Genomic DNA, 21,632 nt, shown 5'->3' with positions numbered 1-21,632 from the left:
GAGTTAGAGGCGGATCGCCCTCTCGATACCCTCGATCGCAGAGGCGTCCTCAATCGTCGCCGGAGTATCGAAATCGGTGCGGTCAACGATCGCCTTCATGGTTCGCCGCAAAACCTTCCCTGACCGCGTCTTCGGCAGCTTGTCGACGATGACCACCTGCTTGAAGGCCGCGACCGGCCCGATCTCATCGCGAACCATGCGGATGACGTCAGCCTCCAGGCTGTCCTTCGTTGCCTGATCTGTCTCCTTCAGCACGACGAACCCACAAGGGATCTGGCCTTTCATCTCGTCTTCCATGCCGATGACGGCGCATTCGACGACGGCCGGATGCTTGGCGACGACCTCTTCCATCTCGCCGGTCGATAGGCGGTGTCCGGCGACGTTGATCACGTCATCCGTCCGGCCCATGACGAAGAGGTAGCCGTCCTCGTCCATGTAGCCGGCATCGGCCGTCGAGTAGTAGCCAGGGAATTCGGCGAGGTAGCTCTCCCGGAAACGCTCGTCAGCGTTCCATAAAGTCGGCAGATTGCCGGGTGCCAGCGGCAGTTTAATTGCGATAGCCCCCATCTCGCCCGGAGGTACTTCTTTCGCTGCCTCGTCGAGAATGGCGAGCTCGTAGCCCGGCATGGCGACACTTGGGCTGCCGCGTTTGATCGGCAAAAGTTCTATTCCGCGCGGATTGCCGGCGATGGTCCAGCTCGTCTCCGTCTGCCACCAGTGGTCGATCACGGGACGGTCGAGCTTGGCTTCAGCCCATTTGATGGTTTCAGGATCGGCCCGTTCGCCGGCGAGATAAAGAGCCTCGAACTTCGACAGATCATATTGGCCGATGAACTCGCCGTCCGGATCCTCCTTGCGTACGCCACGAATAGCAGTCGGCGCCGTGAAGAGCGTCTTCGCGCCGTGTTCGGCGATGATCCGCCAGAAGGTGCCCGCATTGGGCGTGCCGACGGGCTTACCCTCGAAGACGATCGTCGTCGCGCCTTTCAAAAGCGGCCCGTAGCAGATGTAGGAGTGGCCCACGATCCAGCCGAAGTCAGAAGCCGTAAAGGAGACGTCGCCCTCTTCGATGCCGTAGATCGCTCCCATCGACCAGTGGAGCGCCACCATGTGCCCGCCATTGTCGCGGACGACACCCTTCGGTTTTCCGGTCGTCCCAGACGTATACAGGATATAAAGCGGGTCGGTCGCTTTCACGCGCTCGCATGGAACGTCCCGACCGCCTTCGATCTCTGCGCGATAACGCTCACGTAGAGAATCCCAGTCATAGTCGCGGCCGTCCATCAGCTCGCAGGGCAGTTCGGGACGCTGAAGCACGATGGTGGCTTCGGGTTTCGACGTGGCGAGCTCGATCGCCTTGTCCATCAGCGGCTTGTATTCGACCTTCCGCGTCGGCTCGATGCCGCAGGACGCGGAAAGGATGAGCTTGGGCTCGGCATCGTCGATCCGTTTGGCGAGTTCGTTCGCCGCAAAGCCGCCGAACACGACCGAATGGATCGCGCCGATGCGCGCGCAGGCCAGCATGGAGGTCAGGGTTTCAGGGATCATCGGCATATAGACGATGACGCGGTCACCCTTTTCGACGCCGAGGTCGCTCATCGCGGCGGCTAACGCCTTCACGTCTCGCAGGAGGTTGGAATAGCTGATCGTCCGCTTGGCGCCGGTCACGGGTGAGTCGTAGATGACCGCGGCCCGTTCGCCATGGCCGGCTTCGACGTGACGATCAATGGCGTTGTGGCAGGTGTTGCAGATCGCATCAGGGAACCAGCGACCATAAACGCCGAGTGTTTCGTCAAAAGCTTTCGTCGGCTTCTCGAACCAATCGATCGCCTCGGCCTGTTCGAGCCAGAACCCTTCCCTGTCGCTGCGAGACCTTTCGTAGACACCCCTGTATCGTCCGGTCATAAAGCTAGTCCTCCCAAACCATCCGTTCTCTGCAGGCGGCGCATCCGGTCGAACGTGCCAACATTCCTGAAGAATAGTATCGACGCCGGACGCGGAAAGCATTGCGAACGCGTCAGGAGCCGGCTGCTCCCAACGATCTACCGCGAGAGATCAAGATCCGCATCCGTAGAGGAAGCGTTTAAATGTTCACGGTAGCATTGTTCCTGGAAAGATTAGGGCGTCATGTTTGAGGCGGCGGGGGATGAGCAAAGTAGGACTACAAACGGCTGCTAGGTGCCGTGCGCTCATTCTACTGGTCGTGAGCTCACTTGTCGGTGCATTCGCTGTTGTTGTGCCTGCGAAGTCTGCGGCCTGGCTACAGGATGAGGGCGACGGACAGGCCATTGTTACCGGGCTTTTCTCCCAAGCGGATCAAGCATTCACCGAGCGTTATGACGTAACAGAGGATGCTGACTTCCAGAAGGGGACCGGCTCACTCCTCATCGACTATGGCCTCGTCGACTGGCTGACGATCACAGGATCGGCCGAATTTGGCTCGGAGACCTCTGACGACCTGCCGTTCAAGCGGCCTGGCCTGTCCCACGCCTCCCTCGGCGCCCGCACAAAACTCTATCGATCGAACACGTATGCAATGAGCGCGGAAATCGGCATCCTTACGGAAGATGTCTTCGGCGAAGCCGATGCTTTGGTGGACACATACGGGTGGGATTCCCCGCTGCTGGAAGCCAGGTGGTCTGGCGGTGCCAATTTCGAGCTTCTCGGCAAACAGGCATTTTCAGAGGTTTCGGTCGGCTACCGCTATCGTCTCGGTGACGGACCGGACGAGATGGTAATCGATACGACACTCGGCCTGCGCGTCTTCGAGAAGACGATGCTTCTGGGGCAGACCTTTTCGACTTTTGCGGTTCGGCCTGAAGAGGAATCATATGGCCATCAGAAGGCGCAAGGATCCGTCGTCTACGATCTTTCAGAGCGATGGTCGGTGCAGGCAGGTGGTTTCGCGACTGTCGTCGGTCACAACGCCTTGAAAGAGCGAGGCGCGTTTTCCGCCATCTGGTATCGGTTCTGATGGCGAGTCGGGCTACAGCGTCAGTCGGCAAAGCTCGATTGCCTGACGCATTTGCTTCAACGGCGGTTCGGCGAAATGGTCCAAAAACTGGGACCAACGTTCCTTGCCCAGCGCACTAAGCGCGGTTCGGACGGCGATAGCTCGTCGCGAGCGAGACTGATTTCACTTGGGCAGTAAGCCGTTCTCCCACCCGAAGCTCCAACCGCAAGGCCGAGCGTTTCGAGACGCTGGCGACGAAAGCGGACTCCGAACCAGTCCCCAGTGCAAGGAGAACGGCGACATGGGCACGGCCGGAGGTTTCGATGCCAAGAATCGTTACGTCTAGACGGTTGAGTATGGTCGAGTCTGCTGCGGTTGCGCGGGTAAGGCTCACATCGCTCGCTTCGATCCGAAGCCTGCGGCGCGTGCCGATTTCCGGCGTCTCGTCCATAGCCATGTAGATGCGCTGTCCGCCAAGATCGAGTTCGGCGATGCCGTCGCTTTCATCATAGGCGATGACATTCCCGCTCAGGATCGCCGTTGCGTCGCGTTCTGTAGCGAAGCCAAGAGAGCGATCGACTAGAACCTTTCTGAGCGGCCCGGCACTCGCGACATGGCCATTCTCCAGAACCACGATGTCGTCGGCGAGACGCTCGACTTCGCCCATGTCGTGGCTGACGAAGAGCACCGGGATACCGAGGCTCGCATGCAATGCCTCAACGAAAGGCAGGATCGCGTTCTTCGCTGCCTGATCGAGACCCGAGAGCGGTTCATCCATCAGAAGGATCTTCGGGCGAGAGAGAATGGCTCGCCCCATAGCAACTCGCTGGCGTTCGCCGCCGGAGAGGTTCCCGGTATCCCGATGCAGAAGGGGTCCGAGGCCAAGAAGATCGATCGTCCGATCGAGATTGGCCTTATCGACTCCATCTCGAGTTCGCCGGGCACCGAAGGTCAGATTCTTGCGGACGGAGAGATGCGCGAAGAGGCTCGCTTCCTGGAAGACATAGCCGACGGCCCGCCGATGGGGTGGCACGAATTGAGATTCGTCTTGCCAGACTTTGCCAGCTACGACGACTCGACCTTCGAACCGTTCGAGGCCTGCGATCGCCCGAAGGACGCTGGTCTTGCCAGAGCCCGATCGCCCGAAGATCGCGGTAACGCCGCCCCCAGCGGCCGTGAAGGCGACATCGAGCGAAAACTCGCCCAACCGGCCTTTCAACGCCACTTCCACCATATCGGCCTTTTTGCTCATGGACGCGCGTTGCCGAGATAACGGGTGATTAGCGTCACCGAAAGCAGGATGAGGAAAGCGAAGACTAGAAGGCCTGCTGAGAGAATATGGGCTGCCTCAAAATCTAATGTCTCGACGAAGTCGTAGATCGCGACCGATAGGACCCGCGTCTCGCCAGGGATGTTGCCACCAATCATGAGCACTACCCCGAACTCGCCGACTGTATGGGCGAAACCAAGGACTGCACCGGTAAGGAAGCCCGGCATTGCAAGTGGCAGCGCCACCGATACGAAACGGTCAACGGGGGAAGCCCGTAGCGTCGCCGCGACCTCGAACGGTCGGGCGCCGATCGCTTCGAACGCATTGCGGATCGGCTGGACGACAAAGGGCAAGGAGTAGATCACAGACCCGAACACCAGCCCTTCGAAGGAAAACGCGAAGGTTCTGACGCCGAAGAGACCGCCCAAGCCGTCCGGGCCAAGGGCAATAAGAAGGTAAAAGCCAAGCACGGTCGGCGGCAGGACGAGGGGCAGGGCGACAAGTGTTCCGGCCACCTCCTTGAAGTGGCTTTTCGAGTGCGCCAGCCACCAAGCGAGGGGGGTTCCGACGACGAGAAGGATCAATGTCGTCACACCGGCAAGCCTGAGAGTCAGGAAGATCGGGTCGAGGAGGGCCGAAGAGGTCTCCATCACGCCGCCATCGGCTCAGGTCCGCGGCTCGGGGGTGTCGATCTCGTAGCCGTAGCGGCGGATGATCGCACGTGCTGCAGGGCTCTGAAGATACTCGACGAACGCCCGAGCTGCGTCGTCGTCTGCGCCTTGCATGAGAAGGACGGCGTCCTGACGAACCGGTGTGTAGAGGTTGGCTGGGACGAACCATTTCGAACCGCCGCTGTCGACCACCTGCGAACTCGCGACGAAGCCAAGTTCCGCATTCCCCGTCTGCACGAACTGGTACGCCTGCGCAATGTTGTTACCGCGCACGAGTTTTGCTTCGAGGGCATCGTAGACGCCGAGCCTGCGCATCGTTTCGACGGCTGCAGCGCCATAGGGCGCCGTTTCGGGATTGGCGATGGCGAGCTTGCCGAAGTCGCCGTTTCTTAGCGTGTCTTCCCCTCGAACCAGATCGCTGTCCGGGCTGTAGAGCACAATCGCACCGATCGCATAGGTGAACACGCTACCCGCGACACCAAGTGCTTCTTCGACCGCCAGAGCCGGGCGCTCTGTGTCGGCCGCGAGGAAGACGTCGAAGGGGGCTCCCTGCTCGATCTGCGTGAAGAGCTGCCCAGTGGATCCGAAGCTGAGAACAGCGGTATGACCGGTCACCTTCCCGAAGTCATCGGCGATCTCGCGGGCCGGCTCAGCGAAGTTCGCGGCCACCGCTACCATCGTCTCGGCCGCTTTTGCGTCTGCAAGCACAGGGAAGAAGAACGAGAGAGCGGCAAGAATGGCTCGAGAGAAATGTCTCATGGAGATCTCCGTTATAGTTCAACGAACATAACGAGTCGTAGGCATACGTCCAGCCATCATTACCGCTTCCTCTTTCCAGCGTCGGCAGGCTGGTCCTGTTCGCGCAACAACCCGGTCAAGGCTTCGACATCCGCGCCGATCGCATCCGATGTCGCTTGTTGCATCCTCCGATAGGCTTCCAGCAGCTGCCGACCCGTCGCTGTTAAATGCGCACCGCCTCCTGAGGCTCCACCTCGCGCGGTGTCGACTACGGGCTCGGCGAAGGCGGCGTTGAGATCCTCGGTCAGCGACCACGCGCGCTTGTAGCTCATGCGAAGGCTACGACCGGCAGCGGAGATCGATCCGGTCTCGGCGATCGCGGCAAGGAGGTCGGCCTTACCAGGACCGATGCTGACGGGCCCAAGCGAAACCCGAAGAAGGGAGAGACCGGGCCGGCTCACGGTAGCGGCGCATTCAAAGCTGCGGTAATTTCCTCGAAAGTTGGCATGGCGGTCTGGGCGCCCGTGCGACGGCAGGCGAGGGAAGCGGCAGTGGTAGCTCGGCGCACGGCGAGATGGATTTCGAGTTTTGCCGCGAGACTGGCCGCGAATACGCCGCAGAATGTGTCTCCCGCGCCGGTCGTGTCCTCGATTGCAACACTCATGGCCGGTTCGATGAAGCTTTCGCCGTCTTTCGTTATCGTCACGACGCCGTTGGCGCCCAGCGTTGCGATCACGTTGACATCAAGAGCTTGACCGACGGTACTGGCGAGATCGGTGATGGAACCCGCCTTCAGATCGAGAGCTCTTGCTGCAGCGTCCAGTTCCAGTTCGTTGACGATGAGCCATTCGATCGCCTCTGTCAGCTTTCGAAGACTCTCCGCCGTCAGATTGGCCGGGACGGGAGCAAGATTGAGAATTGTTCGACCGCCGACCTCTTGGGCGCGTCGCGCGGCAGCGATGGTCTCATCGAGGGGGCTTTCCATCTGCAGAAGGAGGATGGTCCGCTCGCTTAATTGCGCGCCAACAAGCGCGTCTGCACCGAGAACCCGGTTCGCACCGCTCGCAACAGTGATCGCGTTTTCGCCACCGCTGTCGATAGCGATGAAGGCCGCGCCGGTCGGCTCCTGGGTCCGCAGAATCGAACCGGCGTCGATTCCGTTCGCTTCGAGGTTCGCGATGATCGCGGTGCCGAAATCGTCCGGGCCGACCGCACCGATCATGCGGACGCTTATGCCGCTCGCGGCCGAGCGTGCAGCTGCTACGGCCTGGTTTGCGCCCTTGCCCCCGAAAAGCTGCTCGTAGCTTGGACCAAGAACAGTCTCGCCGGGACGCGCGATCCGCTCGACGCGGCAGACAAGATCGATGTTGAGGGACCCGAACACGAGAACTTTTCCGGGCGTCTCTTTCCCATCCGCCGCCATGACGTCCCCTTCGCTAATCGCCGTTCACGCTCTTATGGGGTCGGGCGAAATCGTCGTTAGGTCAAGCGGTTCAGAACTGCCCTTTGGAAATGGCCGATGCGCAACAGGCCCGATCGCCCCAGGCAGCTTAGCTTCAAAATTAACCTTTTATTAACCCTACCGAACGAAATCTGACCTCAGAAAAATCGGCCGCTGGGCGGCAGCAAGTCTTTGAATTCCAGAGGATATCGCTCTCAGATGGTTCCCGTCATCGCAATCGGATCGTTGAAGTCATCGGGCGCCACGACGTTGGCGATGACGCTTGCCGGGGTCGCCGCGGCGGCGAATATTCCGGTCACCGTGATCGACGCCGCCAGAGACGCCGATCTAGCTGACTGGGCTGCGAAGCCCGGATGCCCGGGCAAGATCCGCGTTATCCGCGAGAACGACCTGAATGCGATAGAATCAATCCTGCGCGGCGCGCGCCGGCGTGGCGAGAGCGTAATCATCGATTGCGGTAGCGACCGAAAGATCCTGCGCTTCGCCGAGCGCATGGCCGACCGAACCCTCATCCCGGTCCGGTTCTCGCCACTCTCGGCATTCGCGGCGCTGTCGACCGACCGGCTTTTCGATGCGACGGCGGAGGCTGGACGGCCGGGTCGCGAACGCGCTTTCGTCGCGAGCGCCATCACACCGATCCACAGTCGGATTGCCCGTGCGGTGGAGACGATGATCGAAAAGAGCACGACCCGACGCCTGCCCGTCGGGCTTTCGATGCGAGCAGCCTATGAAGCGCCGTTCCTTTCTGGCGGTACGCTTTTCACGCTGGAAGATGCCGAAGCTCCAAGCCTCGACCGCGCCCGCGCGGAAGCAGCGATGCTCGCTTACGAGGTCGGCATCCTGCGCATGACGTCCGCGCCGACCGACCTGCCGCGCGGCACGGATACGAAGATCGCCGCTTGAGGGGCTTCGGGCGGCTCGGCCGCGGATCGACCCCGCCCCTCTGACCATGCCTCAATCGAAGGACGGCGGTTGGGAGAGATTGGGCGTGGTCGAACCGCTATCCGATCCACTGGATGGACCTCGGCTTGCCGGACCGTCGTCGTTCACCGGCCCCGTCCCGGCACTGGCATCCGGCTGAAGTTGAAGCGGCGAAAGACCCGGTGGCGGGCTGGCTTGGGCCGGCTCGTCGGTACCGGTCGCAGCTGCGCCGCTGAGCTCGGACGGGGGCTGGTCGAGGCTCGGCTGCTGCGACAACGAGTCCGGAGCGGACGGCGCGCTCTCTGATGGCGCGTTCGGCAATCCCAAGGGAGGAAGCCCGAACGGATCGTTCTCTTCATTCACACCAGTGGCCGATCCCGGGTTGAGTGGCGGCAGGCCAAGTCCGTCTTCGCCACCGAAGGACGGGAACTGGATGCTTTCCTCCGGCGCGACCGTCGTGGTCGGTTCATTCTTGTAGCGCATGACCATCTCCGGGAAGATGATCGTGAGCGCCACCATCAGGAGCTGGATGCAAAGGAACGGGATCGCGCCCCAGTAGATCTGTCCGGTGGTCACTGGCTGCATGTTTTTGCCCGTGACGCGGTCGAGATAAGGCACTTTCGCCGCGACGGAGCGCAGATAGAAGAGCGCGAATCCGAAGGGCGGATGCATGAAGCTCGTCTGCATGTTGATGCCGAGCAGCACCCCGAACCAAATCAAATCGATGCCGAGACTTTCCGCCGCTGGGGCGAGCAACGGCACGATGATGAAAGCAAGCTCGAAAAAATCGAGGAAGAACGCCAGGAAGAAAACCAAGACGTTGACGAAGATCAGGAAGCCGGTCTCTCCGCCAGGCACGGATGTCAGCAGTTCCTCCACCCAGATATGGCCGTTTACGCCGTAAAATGTCAGTGAGAAAACCCGTGCGCCGATCAGGATGAAGAGCACGAAGGCTGAGAGCTTGGCCGTCGACTCCATCGCCTGGGTCATCAAATTGATGTTCAGCCGACGCTTCGCGAAGGCCAGCACCAACGCACCGACGGCGCCCATCGCGCCGCCCTCGGTGGGGGTCGCGATGCCGAGGAAGATCGTGCCGAGCACGAGGAAGATCAGCGCCAAAGGGGGGATGAGGACGATGACGACCTGCTGGGCGAGATAGGACAGAATTTTCAGGTCAAGCGCCTTGTTGAGCGTTGCAACCGCATAGATCACCGCGACGCCAATCACAGCGCCCCAAATTACCGCACCTTGCTGGACTTTCGTTTCGAGGTAATGAGAGGTGCCATAGGCGATGGCGCAGGCAGCAAGAAGCGCGACCATCAGCGAGGTTACGCCGCGTCCGAGCGTACGCGCTTCCGGTGGCAGGGCCGGCGCGGATTTCGACCGGAAGAGCGTCATTCCGAAGACGTAGAGCAAATAGAGGCCCGATAGGACGAGCGCCGGGACGAGCGCGCCGGAATACATATCGCCGACCGAGCGTCCGAGCTGGTCGGCGAGCACGATCAGGACGAGCGACGGTGGTACGATTTGAGCGAGAGTGCCGGATGCGACGATCACGCCAGAAGCGAGCTGTCGGTCATAACCGTATCTCAGCATGATCGGCAGAGAGATCAGGCCCATGGCGATGACAGAGGCCGCGACAACGCCAGTCGTCGCCGCCAGCAGTGCGCCGACGAAGATCACCGCATAGGCGAGCCCGCCACGCAGGGGACCGAAAAGCTGCCCGATCGTTTCGAGCAGGTCCTCGGCCATGCCGGAGCGTTCGAGGATCAGCCCCATGAAGGTGAAGAATGGAATGGCGAGCAGCGTGTCGTTCGACATGATGCCGCCGAAGAACCGGTCGGGCAGGGCGCCGAGCAGCGGGTAGAAGAGGTTAATTTCCGGCGAGAGCGGCGCCAGCTCGACGCCGATGAAGAAGAAGAGCAGCCCGTTCGCCGCAAGCGAGAAGGCGACCGGATAGCCAAGCAGAAGGAAGATCACGAGCGAGGCGAACATGATCGGCGCGAGATTGTGCGCGATGAATTCGATCATGACCGGTCCTCGTCCCTTTTCACGGTTCGTGTTCGAGAATTGGTTTCTTCCGTGGTCGTCGGCGGATATTCTGGCGCGAGCTGCTCAATATCCTCTGCGAGCGGCAGATGTTTTGCGAGCGGCGTCGTGTCGGTCATGCCGGCAAAGAGGATCGCGCCTCGCTTGATCAGTTCAGAGAGGCCTTGGAACAGCAGCAGGACGAAGCCTGCTAGCAGCAGTGCTTTGGCCGGCCACACGATGAGACCGCCCGCATTCGGCGAGTATTCCTGTCGCTCGAACGAACCGATGACGTACGGCACCAGAAGCCAGACCATGAGGATGGCGAAGGGCAGAAGGAAGAAGAGATGTCCGAGAAAGTCGATCCAGTCGCGGCTTCGCTTGGAAAGGTAGTTTGAGACGATGTCGACCCGGATATGCTCGTTGCGCAGAAGGGTCCAGGCCGCCGCCAGCATGAAGATCGCGCCGAAGAGATACCACTGCACTTCGAGCCAGGCATTCGACGACATGCTGAAGGCCTTGCGGACGATTGCATTGCCGGCACTCACAAGGACGACGACCAGCACGAGCCAAGAGACGCCGCGGCCGAGAAAGGTCGTGACGCGATCGATGCCCCGCGAAAAGGACAAGAGGGCCTGCATAATCCGTTTCCTCCCGGAGGGGCGTCGCGGACCCCTGACATCCTGCACGCGCGCACGCGCCTATTTCTCGTGAAGCTTCAGGGGCAGCGTGGCCGAAATCGTCCGTTCGTTAAGGATTGGGGCGCCGTTTCGCAAGCCATTGGAATGTGCGATCCAATCGGAACTGCAAAAGATCGCCCGGGACTGACGGGCGCAGGGTGACGTCGAGTTTCAGGAGATCGCCGATCGTCGACAAACCGAAAAAGCAGCCCGGTCCGGTGACGCGTGATTGGTTGATGCGGGCAGGTGCGCACTACCTCGAGCGGTATGCAACCTCGACCGAGAACTTTCGCCGGGTTCTCGCTCGCAAGGTTCGTCGCCGCATGGTGCTGCGCGAGGAGGTCGACACCGATCATAAAGCGCTTATTGATGCCGTGACCGAACGCTTCTCAGAGCTCGGCTTTCTCGACGACCGAGGCTTTGCGGAGGCGAAGCTGCGATCCATGCGGCGCAAGGGCGTGTCTGGCCGGATCGCCGAGGCCAGGCTGGCTGAAAAGGGAGTTGAACGCGCGGTAATTGAAGCTGTAGCCGCCGAAGACGAAACGACTGAGGAAGAGGCGGCGCACGCTTATGCCAAACGGCGCCGGCTTGGACCCTGGCGTCTCCGTGACAGAGTCGATCGGCGTGAACGCGACATCGCGGCCATGATGAGGGCAGGCTTTCCCTATGGCCTAGCCGTCGATGTCGTCGACGGCGGCGCCGACGACATCGACGGCGTGGATCCGGAGGCGAGAGGTAAAACCGGATAGACGTGCTAAGTGTTCAGACCCGGCTCCATGTCTGGCTTTTGCAGAACACCTTGAGCGCACAGCCCTCTAACTTCAGAGTGTTTCCCCCAGCCTCGATCGAGGCCGTACCGTCATACGTCTTGTCCTCTCGCGGATCGGTGACCGTGCCGGAGTAGGAGTCGCCTGTGCCGGACATACGGCCGACCGCCTTGCCTTTGTGTTCTCCGCTCACGACCGTCGCGCAGAATTCTCCTCCGCACGGCGCGACCTCGACAACGCCGCCGCCCGGTGCGCGCCATTGACCGACGATCGGCTCGGCGGAGAAAGCGGTTGGTGCGTAACCCACAAATGCCATCGAAGTGGCTGCGGCGAGAGCGAGGATGCTATGTCTCATGTCATTCCCCTTGAGTAGTGGCGATAAGGCAAATTGAGGTAGGGTGTGGCGATGGAAGCAGATCAGGCAGGTTCAGTTCCGGCGCCACACTTGATCGTGACGACTGCGTACCATCGGGCGTCTTAATCGCGAGCTCCCGCTCTCTGTGACCGAACCCGAGAACTCTCCCATCAGCCTGCGCTTGTGTCGGCCGAGCACCGGCTTAGACTTGGCAACCGCGTAGCTGCTACCAATCGGAAGCCAGCAAGACGAAGATGGGAATGCATCCGTCTGCGCCGGATGCCGAAGGATCAACCGGCGCGTTGCCAGTATTGGACTGTCTTGCAGAACACCTCCATGATACAGCCCTTCAGCGCCATGCGTTCGCCATCAAGCGTCAGCGAACCCGGGTAGCTCTTGCCGTTTCTAGGGTCGTGGACGCGGCCCTCGAATTCCGGACCTGCTCCCGCGACGCGTGCGACAGCAGCGCCGCTGTAGGGGCCACTAGCGACGGTCGCGCAGAATCCGCCGCCGCAGTGTTCGACGGATATGATCTCGCCATCCGACGTGGACCATGAGCCGACAATATCGGGTTGTGCGTTGGCAGGGACTGCAATGAGAGCGGCTAGGCCAAGTACTGAGCCAAACGCGAGTGCGCTGGATCGACGGGCGATGGAAGAATTTGTCATGGTCAGGTCGTTTCGACGTTTGAACTGGTGTCCCCAGCGTACATCGCTTTAAATTTTGATCTTAGAACGGCAGTAATCCGCAAGGAGAAACTTTTTCGGATTGCGAGAGCGCCGAGAAGTCTGCAGTCAGTACGGTTAGAACGTTGCCGGATCGCCTTCAGGAATCGAGTCTGTTCACGGCACTCCGTAGCGCCTTACCGAATCGCTCGATGTCGGTCGCAGTGCCCGCAGTCACGCGCAGCGTTCGATTCAGGAACTCGGTCGCGGGACGGCGGACGAAAACGCCTCGGCGTTCAATGTCTTCTGCAATTTTCCGGCAGTCTTCTCCGCCCTTACCGAGATCGATGGCGACGAAATTGGTCGCTGATGGAAGTGCCGCGAAGCCGAGGTTCTCAGCGACCTGAGCAAGCTGCTCTCGCGCCTTTGCGACTTCCGCAATGGTCCTTTTCAGATGGTCCACGTCGGCAAGCGCCGCGATCGCGCCCGCCTGCGATAAGCGCGTCACCGCAAAATGGTCGCGTACCTTGTCGAACTGCGCGATGGCGTAAGGATCGCCGATCACGTAGCCGATGCGTGCACCCGCCATGCCATAGGCTTTAGAGAAGGTGCGAAAGCGTAAGAGGTTGGGCCGGACGAGGTCGGCCGGCGGTATCGCCTCGGCCGGCGCGAAATCGCAATAGGCTTCGTCGAGAGCGACGATCGTATCGTCCGGAACGTCGGCGAGCACTGTCTGGAGCGATCCGGCGTCATGGTAGCTGCCGGTCGGATTGTCTGGATTGGTGAGGTAGAGGACCTTCGGCCGCAATTCCTGCGCCCGCTCGGTGAGTCTCTGCCAGTTCTGGCGGAAGTCCGCGGTATAGGGCACGGTTTCGATCGCCGCGCCGGCCGCGGTCGCGAAATAGCCGAAAGTCGGGTAGGCGCCGAGGCTCGTTAGCACCCTGCTGCCGGGTGCGCAGGCCACCGACAGGAGATCGCGGAGCAGTCCGTCGATCCCGACCCCGCAAATGATGTTCTTGGCGGCCAATCCATGCTTTTCCGCGAGCGCCTCGCGAAGCTCGAACTGTTCCGGATCGCCGTACATCCAGCTATCCGCCGCGACCCGCGCCATCGCCTCGATCGTCTTGGGTGACGGGCCGAACACGCTCTCATTCGCGCCGAGCCGCGTAGCGAACGCCTGCCCGTTCCGGCGCTCCAGGGTTTCTGGTCCGGTAAAGGGAGATTCGGAGGCGAGGGCGCGGATGCGCTCGTCGAAAAGGCCTGTCATGTTTGGCAGTGTCCGGTGATCGCCGACGAAAGATGCATGTGACGTCAGCCGAGGATCTCGGTCAGGCTGTCTGCAAAGCGCTGGGCGTTGCGCACGTAATGCTGAGCCGACTCCTTCAGCTTCGCGGCCGCTGTGTCGTCGAGTTCGCGAACCGCCTTGGCCGGCGATCCGACAATCAGCGAATTCGGCGGAAAGCTCTTGCCCTCGGTCACGAGCGCGTTGGCGCCGACGATCGAATTGTCGCCGATCTTCGCACCGTTGAGGATGGTCGCGCCCATGCCGATGAGGACGTTGTCGCCCAGGGTGCAGCCGTGAACGATGGCGTTGTGGCCGATCGTGCATCCCTTTCCGATGGTTAGCGGAAAGCCCATGTCGCTGTGCAGGGTGCAATTGTCCTGAATGTTCGTATCGTCGCCGATCTCCATCCATTCGTTGTCGCCCCGGATGACGGCGTTGAACCAGACGCCGACATTCCGGCCGAAGCGCACGCGACCGATCACATGGGCGCCGGGCGCGATGAAATGCGGCTCGTCGCCCGCGATGTCCGGCTTGTCGTCTTCCAGCTGGTAGATCGGCATGTGTCGGGTCTCCCTCTTCGCGTTGGCCTGCCGCCGTTTCTCCGCATCATCAAGCGCAGACGCTCGCAAAGGCAAAATCAAAAGCAACGAATGCGAGGCCAAGTTCGGCTCGTAATGGGTGAAACTGTCGATAGGGCTACTGAGATTCCAAGGCGTCCTTGGCAGGTACCCATTTTCGGTGGAAGTAACATTCGATCAACCTAACAGTCCGATAATTGCGAGGCGGTGAAATCCCGACACGAATTCCGAGGGACACAAGATGTTCGAACGCGATCTTCCGAGAATGGACGACGAAGTGATGCTTCTCCAGGCTATCGAGGCTCTACTCAGGGAAGGTTTCGACCGACGGACAATCGAAAACGCGCTGGTACGTTACGCGCCGATCGATCTCGATCTGTTTGCTGATTGCTTGGTCAAAGCCCTTGCCTCGATAAACCGAAGAAATGCCATCAGCGCAACCGCCGCCTGAGCGGACGCACTCTTTCAACAAGCGGTCAGTCTGGATTGTGATAGGTCAGGAAGCGACCCTTCCGAACGTCGAACAGATGGCCGGTCTCGGCAAGGTCCGGCAGGGCCAGCGGCACGATCTTCGCGGCGACCTCGCGGGCGGACGGCAGGGTTTCCGGATCCTCGCCCGGCATCGCCTGCGCCCGCATCTTCGTTCGCGTTGCGCCTGGATTTACGGAATTGACACGGAGTGCGGTCTTCTGCGTCTCGTTGGCCCATGATTTCGCCAGAGCTTCGACCGATGCCTTTGTCGCTGCGTAAAGAGACCAATAGGCCTTCGCCGAATGCGCGGCGCCCGAGGACATCAATATTGCTCGGCCGGCGTCCGATCGTCTCAACAGCGGATCGAACGAGCGGATCTGCCGCCAGACCGAGGTGACGTTCGTCGCCATCGTCTTTTCGAAAGTCTTTGCCTCGATATGACCGATCGGCGAAAGGACGCCGAGCATGCCGGCATTGGCGACGAAGACGTCGAGCTTGCCGTGCCGCTCGTAGATCGCCGCGCCCAGCCGGTCGATCCCCTCGAAGTCGAGAAGATCGAGCGGAACCAGGGTAGCACTGCCGCTAGCGGCCTTGATCCGGTCGTCGAGTTCTTCGAGGCCGCCCACGGTGCGCGCAACGCAATAGACATGGGCGCCTTCGCCTGCCAGCAATTCGGCGAGTTCGCAGCCGATCCCGCGCGATGCGCCGGTGACAAGCGCGATCCGTCCGTCCAGTCGTCCCGTCATGCAGTCCTTCGATGATTGTTTAGCCGAAACCGCCGAGAAGCGAGAGCTGGCGGACGTTCTCGTGTGCGTCGAGATCGGTCAGCGCCGTCGGGTAGTCGCCCGTGAAGCAGGCATCGCAATATTGCGGCTGGTGGCGGTCGCGATCGGGTTCGTCGCAGGCCCGGTAGAGGCCTTCGATCGAGATGAAGGCTAGGCTGTCGACCTTAATGAATTCGGCCATCTGCTCGACCGACATACGCGAGGCGAGCAGCTTGCCAGTCTCCGGCGTGTCGACACCGTAGAAGCAGGCGCCTGTCGTCGGCGGCGACGCAATGCGCATGTGCACTTCCGAGGCTCCGGCATCGCGCATCATCTGGACGATCTTCTGGCTCGTCGTACCGCGCACGATCGAGTCGTCGACGAGGACGATGCGCTTGCCCTCGATCATCGCGCGATTGGCGTTGTGCTTGAGCTTCACGCCCATATGCCGGATGGCGTCGCTCGGCTGGATAAAGGTGCGGCCGACATAGTGATTGCGGATGATGCCGAGTTCGAAGGCGAGATTGGCCTGTTGAGCATAGCCGATCGCGGCCGGCACGCCGGAGTCCGGGACCGGCACGACGAGATCGGCATCGATATTGCTCTCGCGGGCAAGTTCAGCACCGATATTCTTGCGTATCGTGTAGACGTTCCGCCCTTCGACAGTGGAATCTGGCCGCGCGAAATAGACGTACTCGAAGATACAGAAGCGGCTCTTGCGCTTCTGAAATGGGAACAGGCTCTCTATGCCTTCGTCGGTGACGATTACCATCTCGCCCGGCTCGATGTCGCGAACGAAATCGGCACCGATAATGTCGAGTGCACAGGTCTCTGAGGTGATTATCGGCGAACCTTCGAGATCGCCGAGAACGAGCGGGCGTATTCCAAGTGGATCGCGGACCCCAACGAGCTTTTTGGCGGACAGGCCGACGAGCGAGAAGGCACCTTCGAGACGCGACAAGGCATCGATGAGCTTGTCCTTGAAGAGGCGGGCTCCCGAAGTCGCAATGAGGTGTAGGATCGTCTCGGTGTCCGAAGTGGACGAGAAGATAGATCCCCGCCGCTGAAGTTCGCGCTGTACAGTCAGAGCGTTGGTGATGTTGCCGTTGTGGGCGACGGCAAAGCCCCCAGCGGCGAGCTCCGCGAAGAACGGCTGAACATTGCGCAGGCCTCCTCCGCCGGTCGTCGCATAGCGCGTGTGACCGATCGCGGACTCGCCGGGCAAGCGTTCGAGAACGGCCTGCTTGGTAAAGGTGTCGCCGATGAGCCCTGGATGGCGTTCGACATGGAACTGTGTCCCGTCAAAGGCCACGATTCCTGCAGCCTCCTGGCCGCGATGCTGCAAGGCGTGGAGCCCCAGGGTGACCAGTGCCGCCGCATCCGTCCGATTGTAAATGCCGAAAACGCCGCATTCTTCATGCAGCGTGTCGTCGCCGAAAGGCGTTTCGTCCATGGCGTTTCTCATTGCCTGCCGGCGCGAAAGCGGCCGGTCGATGGCCACTAGATAGACACATGCGCGACCGGATTGAAGCCGCGATCCGAGGCTCGCAGATTGGCAATACGCCAGACCGCCTCTGCCATGCAACTGACAGTCCGGTTACTCTGCGTTCTCGATGACGCCTTCCACAGACTCACCACCGCCGGCTTCAGCCGCTGGTTCCTCGCCGCCAGTCATACCGCCGATCCGCTGCATGATCGTTTGCTCCGGGTCGTCCGGCAGCGCGGCAATGAGATTCTGGCCGAGATCGTCAAGCATCGGCTTGGACGCGGCGTTGGCCACCCATTGCGGCTGGTTCTCGGGGGTCAGCCAGTTGAAGAAAAGCATCGCGACGACGACGAGAAGCAGCCCGCGTGCCGCACCGAACAGAAACCCGAGGACCCTGTCGAATGCGCCGACGCGGCTGTCGATGATGAAATCGGCGATCTTCAGCGTGATGAAGGATACCACGATGAGCGCAACAAAGAACACGATCGCAGCCGCGATCGCCATCGCGACCACTTCCGAACTCACATATTCGCTGACATAAGGGGTGGCATACTCGTAGCCGAAAAGCGCGGCCACGGCCGCCGCGACCCATGCGACGATCGACAGAACCTCGCGGGAAAAACCTCGCACCATGGCGAGAAGCGCCGAGACGAGCATGATGGCGACGAGGATCGCATCGAGAATGGTCAGGGACATCGCGGTTTTTGAGTCCGTATTCGTTGGCGAATTTGGCTTCGTGAGCCGCCCGGTGAACCGAAAAGGAAATCGCGTCGAGCGGCTCAGGCCTTTCACACCTTCCTTGCGTCAAGATCAAGACGGCATCGGGGCAGGGCGATCTCTCCCGCTTTCGTGCTCTGCAAGAGAGCCTGCGGCGATTGCAGCGACGAGTTCTCCGAGGGTTTCGATTTCGCTCAGGTTGAGGGAGCCTCGAGCAAGATCGGGAATGTTTGCCGGAATAGTGGCGCTGGAAAAGCCGAGCTTCTCCGCCTCCCGCAGGCGCTGGCCGGAATGGGCGACGGGCCGCGTCGCGCCGGATAGGCTCACTTCGCCGAAGTAGACGGAGGCCGCAGGCAGCGTGACACCCGAGAGCGAGGAGACGAGCGCCGCAGCGACCGCCATATCTGCTGCGGGCTCCGAGATGCGAAATCCACCGGCGACATTGAGGTAAACGTCGTGCTGGCCGAGCCTCACACCGCATCGCGCTTCGAGAACCGCGAGCACCATTGCGAGGCGCGGGGCATCCCAACCCAGCACCGCCCGGCGCGGTGTGCCAAGCGAGGACGGCGCCACCAGTGCTTGGATCTCGACGAGCACCGGCCGTGTGCCCTCCATGCCGGCGAAAACGGCCGCTCCAGGCGCCTTGTTGCTGCGCTCGCCCAGGAAAAGCTCCGAAGGGTTCGGGACCTCGCGAAGGCCTTTGTCCCCCATTTCAAAGACGCCGATCTCGTCGGTTGGTCCGAATCGGTTCTTTACGGTTCGAAGGATACGATAATGATGCCCACCTTCGCCTTCGAAGTAGAGTACTGCATCGACCATGTGCTCGACGACTCGCGGCCCGGCGATTTGCCCTTCCTTGGTGACGTGCCCAACCAGAATGACGGCGGCGCCCGAGGCCTTCGCGAAGCGGATCAGGGACTGGGCGCCGGTGCGGACTTGAGTGACCGTTCCGGGCGCGGATTCGGCAAGATCGCTCCAGAGAGTCTGGATGGAATCGATGATGACGAGGTCCGGTCGTCCGTTCGCAGCCAGCGTCGCCAGGATGTCCTCGACGTTGGTTTCTGCCATCAATTGAACGCTGGTATCTGCTGCGTCGAGTCTCTCGGCCCGCAAGCGCACCTGTGCCACCGCTTCCTCGCCGGAAACGTAGACCACACTGGCTCCCTTGCGCGCGAGTGCGGATGAGGCTTGCATCAATAGGGTCGATTTGCCGATGCCGGGATCGCCGCCGATAAGGATGGCCGATCCGCGGACGATTCCGCCACCGGTCGCCCGGTCGAGTTCGGCAATTCCGGATGCGATACGCGGCGCCTCTTCCTTCTCTCCTGAAAGCGGAAGCAGCTTCGACGGCGTACCGCGCCGGCGAGATCGCTGGGGGCCGCCCGCGACGCCACCCGCGGAGGATTCCTCAACGATTGTATTCCACTCGCCGCAGGCTTCGCACTTGCCCTGCCAGCGCGCGTAGACGGCACCGCAGGACTGGCAGATGAAACTGGTCTTCGCTTTGGCCATGAAAGACCCGTATTTCGGACCGGGCGCGCACCGCAAACGAATTCGGCGTCAGGCGGAGGCAAAGTTCTGTATTGGCCTGAAAATCGAAGACCTAGTCGGCTTCCATCTGCAGGATCTCGATGGCCTTCTGGATGGAACTCACATTCTGCCTCTCGATGAGAAGACGCCGCGCTGTGCGCAGCGCATGCCGTTCCAGTCGCGCACGGGTCGGGATATCCACGATCGTCTCGAAATCCTCGACATGGGAGATACCGATAATTCGACGGATCATCTTGGCGCCCGCAAAGCCGATCATGTCGGTAAAAACCGAGTCGAGATGTCGGGCAATTACCGCTTGCCGATCGATCCTGGAAAAAACGTCGGACGCGAAGAACTCGCTCTCGTGGTCCGATGCCAGATGCTGGAACCCGTCCGAAAAATGAGCCCAGACATCCGCTGCAGCACGAAGAGCCCATGAGGCGGTTTCGGTTCGATCGTCCAGCGCCGTCGCGTGTCCGGGCTGGCTGATCGCTGCAAGGAAGAGATTGCCGATCAGAGCACCGAGATCGAAGCCCATCGGACCGTGAAATGCCCATTCGGAATCGATCACCCGCGTTTCGTCTTCCGTCGCCATGATTGAGCCGGTGTGAAGATCACCGTGAATGAGGGCTTCGGCTTTCGACCGGAAGAGAAGCTTCATCGCGGCCGCCGCCTGCTTGAGATCGCCGTCGTCGCGCAATTCGGCTACGATCGCCTCGTTGCCCGGTGTCACGCGGTTGAGTACGCGATCGCCATACGGACCCGTGAAGACGACGTCTTCCGTCGTTTGGCAGAGATGCGAATTGCCGGCGAAATCTGCGGCGAGCGCTTTCTTGTCGGGTGTCGTCAGATAAAAATCGGAGGTAAAGTAGAGTGCGCGCGCGAGGAATTCGCCCATATGCCGCGCAAGGTGCGGAAATGTCCGGCCCTCGACGAACGCATGGCGGGCAACCCGAAAGTGGCGGAGGTCTTCCATGACGAGAAGGCCGAGGCTCTCGTCGTAATGGAGAAGCTCGGGCGCGAATTGTGGCGCGACCCGGCGATGGTGTCCAAGCGCCCTGGCCTCGAAAGCGATCCGAGAAACCGGAAATGGCCAGCTTTCGCCGATGACGCGGATATAGGGCAAAGCCTGCTTGACGATGATTGAAGCAGCTGGCCCTTCGAGACGATAGACAGCGTTCATATTGCCATCGCTCACCTCCTCTACACGCCATGAGGTCGGCTCGCTGCCAAGTCTTGCTGGCAGGGGTGGGATAGCAGCAATCACAGACGCGATCTCGCCTTCAGCGAGAATGCGGTATCCACACGGGGATGGAAAAGCTTTCAAAAAAGGGTCGTCCTGTATAAGGCACCACTTGCTGGTTCTGCTATCGAAGACGCATCAGCCCGTTTGAGCTCAAAACTCCAGCTTCTTAATTCTGATTTAGTTGCGAAGGGCTTCGCAAGTCCGGTGCCAAACGGGTTCCTGTCGAAACCACCGAGAGGCTGAAGTGCCCCTTGCCAAGCAGTCGTTAGGTCTACCCGGATTGTCCACGGTAGCGCCCAAAGCAAGAGCATCCCAAGTTCGGAAACTCACAATTTCGTTATATAAAGGTTAACGCAAGCTGATCAATTGCATTTCGGCGCGATTGTGTCGAAATTGAGACTGTCATTGCCTCATTCGACTTCGTTGGAGTGTGAAGGAAACCTCGCACCTTCAACTTCTCAAACATTGAGGCCATCCGACAAACGAGTGTGTTGTAAAAACCCTATTCGACGAAACGATCCAGTGCCATGGGAACGTCGCGTACTTTCGGAAAAGTTGTGAAACGAGATGCAACCATTCACGCGGTGACGACTTACCCCACCAAATCCGAACGGGCCGCGCCACGCAAATGTGGCAAAATTTACGGGGAATAAACAAACAGCATGCAAAATGCCGAAATGACAAAACAAAATGTACGGTTTCCAGTGCGCCGCACAGCCATCACGCTCCTCGCCGCTACAGGCGCTTTTGCTGTATTGACCGCGAGCTACGCGACGGCAGACCTGCCAGCGCCCGCAACCAGCGCAGTCGCGGTCGAAGGAAACCTCGCAGACTGATCAACTGCAATAAATGCGGCGCGAATTTCGAAAAAGGGGTCCGATTGGACCCCTTTTTCGTTGTGTTCGTTTTATGCACTTCTGATCACCGCCCGATAGGCAGGGTCTATGCGCCGAAGAAGCGAAAAGGACAGGGCGCTCGTATTTTCGAGCACTACGTCTCCACCTGATACCCGAGCGCCAACTGTTCCTTCGTCAGGCCCTTGAAC

Annotated in this window: 21 protein-coding genes; 4 read left to right on the top strand and 17 right to left on the bottom strand. The window is 60.6% G+C overall.

Features of this window, described 5'->3' with window-relative positions; translation table 11 throughout:
- Window positions 1-3 precede the first annotated feature (3 nt).
- Window positions 4-1,905, bottom strand: a complete 1,902-nt coding sequence (locus tag FP2506_RS06295) for a propionyl-CoA synthetase (protein WP_007066583.1) — start codon at window positions 1,903-1,905, stop codon at window positions 4-6.
- A 241-nt stretch (window positions 1,906-2,146) separates the two neighbouring features.
- Here FP2506_RS06295 and FP2506_RS06290 point away from each other — a divergent pair, with 241 nt between their 5' ends.
- Window positions 2,147-2,974, top strand: coding sequence for a hypothetical protein (locus tag FP2506_RS06290; RefSeq protein WP_148227483.1), 828 nt, complete (start codon window positions 2,147-2,149; stop codon window positions 2,972-2,974).
- Between the two features lie 115 nt (window positions 2,975-3,089).
- Here FP2506_RS06290 and modC read toward each other — a convergent pair whose 3' ends face one another.
- From modC to FP2506_RS06265, 5 genes are read right to left on the bottom strand one after another with little or no spacing between them, the layout of a single operon-like run.
- Window positions 3,090-4,205, bottom strand: a complete 1,116-nt coding sequence (modC, locus tag FP2506_RS06285) for a molybdenum ABC transporter ATP-binding protein (RefSeq protein ID WP_007066581.1) — start codon at window positions 4,203-4,205, stop codon at window positions 3,090-3,092.
- A complete protein-coding gene (gene modB, locus FP2506_RS06280) occupies window positions 4,202-4,873 on the bottom strand; it encodes a molybdate ABC transporter permease subunit (RefSeq protein ID WP_007066580.1) in 672 nt (223 codons plus the stop codon). Before modB ends, modC begins: the two co-directional genes overlap by 4 nt.
- 15 nt (window positions 4,874-4,888) lie before the next feature.
- On the bottom strand, window positions 4,889-5,653 hold the full coding sequence (gene modA, locus FP2506_RS06275; RefSeq protein ID WP_007066579.1) for a molybdate ABC transporter substrate-binding protein: 765 nt from the start codon (window positions 5,651-5,653) through the stop codon (window positions 4,889-4,891).
- Window positions 5,654-5,712: 59 nt separating this feature from the next.
- Window positions 5,713-6,093 (bottom strand): winged helix-turn-helix domain-containing protein, encoded by a 381-nt coding sequence (locus FP2506_RS06270; RefSeq protein ID WP_007066578.1) that lies wholly within the window; start codon window positions 6,091-6,093, stop codon window positions 5,713-5,715.
- Window positions 6,090-7,016, bottom strand: coding sequence for a ribokinase (locus tag FP2506_RS06265; RefSeq protein WP_244404132.1), 927 nt, complete (start codon window positions 7,014-7,016; stop codon window positions 6,090-6,092). Before FP2506_RS06265 ends, FP2506_RS06270 begins: the two co-directional genes overlap by 4 nt.
- Window positions 7,017-7,292: 276 nt before the next feature.
- Between FP2506_RS06265 and FP2506_RS06260 the strand changes: the two genes are divergently transcribed.
- Window positions 7,293-7,997: a P-loop NTPase family protein gene (locus FP2506_RS06260; RefSeq protein WP_007066576.1), complete on the top strand. Its 705-nt coding sequence runs from the start codon at window positions 7,293-7,295 to the stop codon at window positions 7,995-7,997.
- A gap of 51 nt (window positions 7,998-8,048) precedes the next feature.
- On the opposite strand, the gene FP2506_RS06255 is transcribed toward FP2506_RS06260, so the two are convergent.
- Together FP2506_RS06255 and FP2506_RS06250 are read right to left on the bottom strand one after the other, a co-directional pair.
- Window positions 8,049-10,046, bottom strand: coding sequence for a TRAP transporter large permease (locus FP2506_RS06255; RefSeq protein ID WP_007066575.1), 1,998 nt, complete (start codon window positions 10,044-10,046; stop codon window positions 8,049-8,051).
- Window positions 10,043-10,684, bottom strand: coding sequence for a TRAP transporter small permease subunit (locus FP2506_RS06250; RefSeq protein WP_007066574.1), 642 nt, complete (start codon window positions 10,682-10,684; stop codon window positions 10,043-10,045). Before FP2506_RS06250 ends, FP2506_RS06255 begins: the two co-directional genes overlap by 4 nt.
- A gap of 257 nt (window positions 10,685-10,941) precedes the next feature.
- Here FP2506_RS06250 and FP2506_RS06245 point away from each other — a divergent pair, with 257 nt between their 5' ends.
- Window positions 10,942-11,472 carry a regulatory protein RecX gene (locus FP2506_RS06245; RefSeq protein ID WP_244404131.1) on the top strand — a complete coding sequence of 177 codons (531 nt, stop codon included), beginning with the start codon at window positions 10,942-10,944 and terminating at the stop codon, window positions 11,470-11,472.
- Between the two features lie 13 nt (window positions 11,473-11,485).
- Here the strand turns inward: FP2506_RS06245 and FP2506_RS06240 are convergent, their stop codons facing one another.
- The 4 genes from FP2506_RS06240 to FP2506_RS06225 all read right to left on the bottom strand — a co-directional run bounded on the left by FP2506_RS06240 (window position 11,486) and on the right by FP2506_RS06225 (window position 14,355).
- The gene (locus FP2506_RS06240; protein ID WP_007066572.1) at window positions 11,486-11,845 is read right to left on the bottom strand and encodes a DUF2147 domain-containing protein; all 360 of its coding nucleotides are present in this window, start codon (window positions 11,843-11,845) and stop codon (window positions 11,486-11,488) included.
- A 290-nt stretch (window positions 11,846-12,135) separates the two neighbouring features.
- Window positions 12,136-12,513, bottom strand: a complete 378-nt coding sequence (locus FP2506_RS06235) for a DUF2147 domain-containing protein (protein ID WP_007066571.1) — start codon at window positions 12,511-12,513, stop codon at window positions 12,136-12,138.
- A gap of 157 nt (window positions 12,514-12,670) precedes the next feature.
- Entirely contained in the window at window positions 12,671-13,777 is a 1,107-nt protein-coding gene (locus FP2506_RS06230) for an aminotransferase class I/II-fold pyridoxal phosphate-dependent enzyme (RefSeq protein WP_007066570.1), read from the bottom strand.
- A gap of 44 nt (window positions 13,778-13,821) precedes the next feature.
- Complete coding sequence (locus FP2506_RS06225) at window positions 13,822-14,355, bottom strand: gamma carbonic anhydrase family protein (protein WP_040488960.1); 534 nt, start codon at window positions 14,353-14,355, stop codon at window positions 13,822-13,824.
- A gap of 259 nt (window positions 14,356-14,614) precedes the next feature.
- On the opposite strand from FP2506_RS06225, the gene FP2506_RS06220 reads away from it, so the two are divergent.
- Window positions 14,615-14,824 carry a hypothetical protein gene (locus tag FP2506_RS06220; RefSeq protein ID WP_007066568.1) on the top strand — a complete coding sequence of 70 codons (210 nt, stop codon included), beginning with the start codon at window positions 14,615-14,617 and terminating at the stop codon, window positions 14,822-14,824.
- Between the two features lie 25 nt (window positions 14,825-14,849).
- Here the strand turns inward: FP2506_RS06220 and FP2506_RS06215 are convergent, their stop codons facing one another.
- The 5 genes from FP2506_RS06215 to mtnK form a co-directional block, all read right to left on the bottom strand.
- On the bottom strand, window positions 14,850-15,590 hold the full coding sequence (locus tag FP2506_RS06215) for an SDR family NAD(P)-dependent oxidoreductase (protein WP_007066567.1): 741 nt from the start codon (window positions 15,588-15,590) through the stop codon (window positions 14,850-14,852).
- A gap of 19 nt (window positions 15,591-15,609) precedes the next feature.
- Entirely contained in the window at window positions 15,610-17,061 is a 1,452-nt protein-coding gene (gene purF / locus FP2506_RS06210) for an amidophosphoribosyltransferase (RefSeq protein WP_148227481.1), read from the bottom strand.
- A 144-nt stretch (window positions 17,062-17,205) separates the two neighbouring features.
- Complete coding sequence (locus FP2506_RS06205) at window positions 17,206-17,790, bottom strand: CvpA family protein (protein WP_007066564.1); 585 nt, start codon at window positions 17,788-17,790, stop codon at window positions 17,206-17,208.
- Window positions 17,791-17,904: 114 nt separating this feature from the next.
- Window positions 17,905-19,323, bottom strand: coding sequence for a DNA repair protein RadA (gene radA, locus FP2506_RS06200; protein WP_007066563.1), 1,419 nt, complete (start codon window positions 19,321-19,323; stop codon window positions 17,905-17,907).
- 91 nt (window positions 19,324-19,414) lie between these two features.
- Entirely contained in the window at window positions 19,415-20,668 is a 1,254-nt protein-coding gene (mtnK, locus tag FP2506_RS06195; protein WP_040488958.1) for an S-methyl-5-thioribose kinase, read from the bottom strand.
- Window positions 20,669-21,632: the final 964 nt, after the last annotated feature.

The organism is Fulvimarina pelagi HTCC2506 (assembly GCF_000153705.1).
In the GTDB taxonomy this organism is placed as follows: domain Bacteria; phylum Pseudomonadota; class Alphaproteobacteria; order Rhizobiales; family Rhizobiaceae; genus Fulvimarina; species Fulvimarina pelagi.
Note: the sequence above shows the minus strand (reverse complement) of the source record. Positions and strands in the feature narration are given on the sequence as shown.

Excerpts from the sequence above, each read along its gene's own strand:
- modB (WP_007066580.1), bottom strand. The coding sequence starts at position 4,873 with ATGGAGACCTCTTCGGCCCTCCTCGACCCGATCTTCCTGACTCTCAGG.
- FP2506_RS06235 (WP_007066571.1), bottom strand. The coding sequence starts at position 12,513 with ATGACAAATTCTTCCATCGCCCGTCGATCCAGCGCACTCGCGTTTGGC.
- FP2506_RS06215 (WP_007066567.1), bottom strand. The coding sequence starts at position 15,590 with ATGACGGGACGACTGGACGGACGGATCGCGCTTGTCACCGGCGCATCG.
- FP2506_RS06205 (WP_007066564.1), bottom strand. The coding sequence starts at position 17,790 with ATGTCCCTGACCATTCTCGATGCGATCCTCGTCGCCATCATGCTCGTC.
- FP2506_RS06220 (WP_007066568.1), top strand. The coding sequence starts at position 14,615 with ATGTTCGAACGCGATCTTCCGAGAATGGACGACGAAGTGATGCTTCTC.
- FP2506_RS06225 (WP_040488960.1), bottom strand. The coding sequence starts at position 14,355 with ATGCCGATCTACCAGCTGGAAGACGACAAGCCGGACATCGCGGGCGAC.
- modC (WP_007066581.1), bottom strand. The coding sequence starts at position 4,205 with ATGAGCAAAAAGGCCGATATGGTGGAAGTGGCGTTGAAAGGCCGGTTG.
- modA (WP_007066579.1), bottom strand. The coding sequence starts at position 5,653 with ATGAGACATTTCTCTCGAGCCATTCTTGCCGCTCTCTCGTTCTTCTTC.
- FP2506_RS06255 (WP_007066575.1), bottom strand. The coding sequence starts at position 10,046 with ATGATCGAATTCATCGCGCACAATCTCGCGCCGATCATGTTCGCCTCG.
- FP2506_RS06290 (WP_148227483.1), top strand. The coding sequence starts at position 2,147 with ATGAGCAAAGTAGGACTACAAACGGCTGCTAGGTGCCGTGCGCTCATT.
- purF (WP_148227481.1), bottom strand. The coding sequence starts at position 17,061 with ATGGACGAAACGCCTTTCGGCGACGACACGCTGCATGAAGAATGCGGC.
- FP2506_RS06240 (WP_007066572.1), bottom strand. The coding sequence starts at position 11,845 with ATGAGACATAGCATCCTCGCTCTCGCCGCAGCCACTTCGATGGCATTT.
- FP2506_RS06295 (WP_007066583.1), bottom strand. The coding sequence starts at position 1,905 with ATGACCGGACGATACAGGGGTGTCTACGAAAGGTCTCGCAGCGACAGG.
- FP2506_RS06260 (WP_007066576.1), top strand. The coding sequence starts at position 7,293 with ATGGTTCCCGTCATCGCAATCGGATCGTTGAAGTCATCGGGCGCCACG.
- radA (WP_007066563.1), bottom strand. The coding sequence starts at position 19,323 with ATGGCCAAAGCGAAGACCAGTTTCATCTGCCAGTCCTGCGGTGCCGTC.
- FP2506_RS06230 (WP_007066570.1), bottom strand. The coding sequence starts at position 13,777 with ATGACAGGCCTTTTCGACGAGCGCATCCGCGCCCTCGCCTCCGAATCT.
- FP2506_RS06250 (WP_007066574.1), bottom strand. The coding sequence starts at position 10,684 with ATGCAGGCCCTCTTGTCCTTTTCGCGGGGCATCGATCGCGTCACGACC.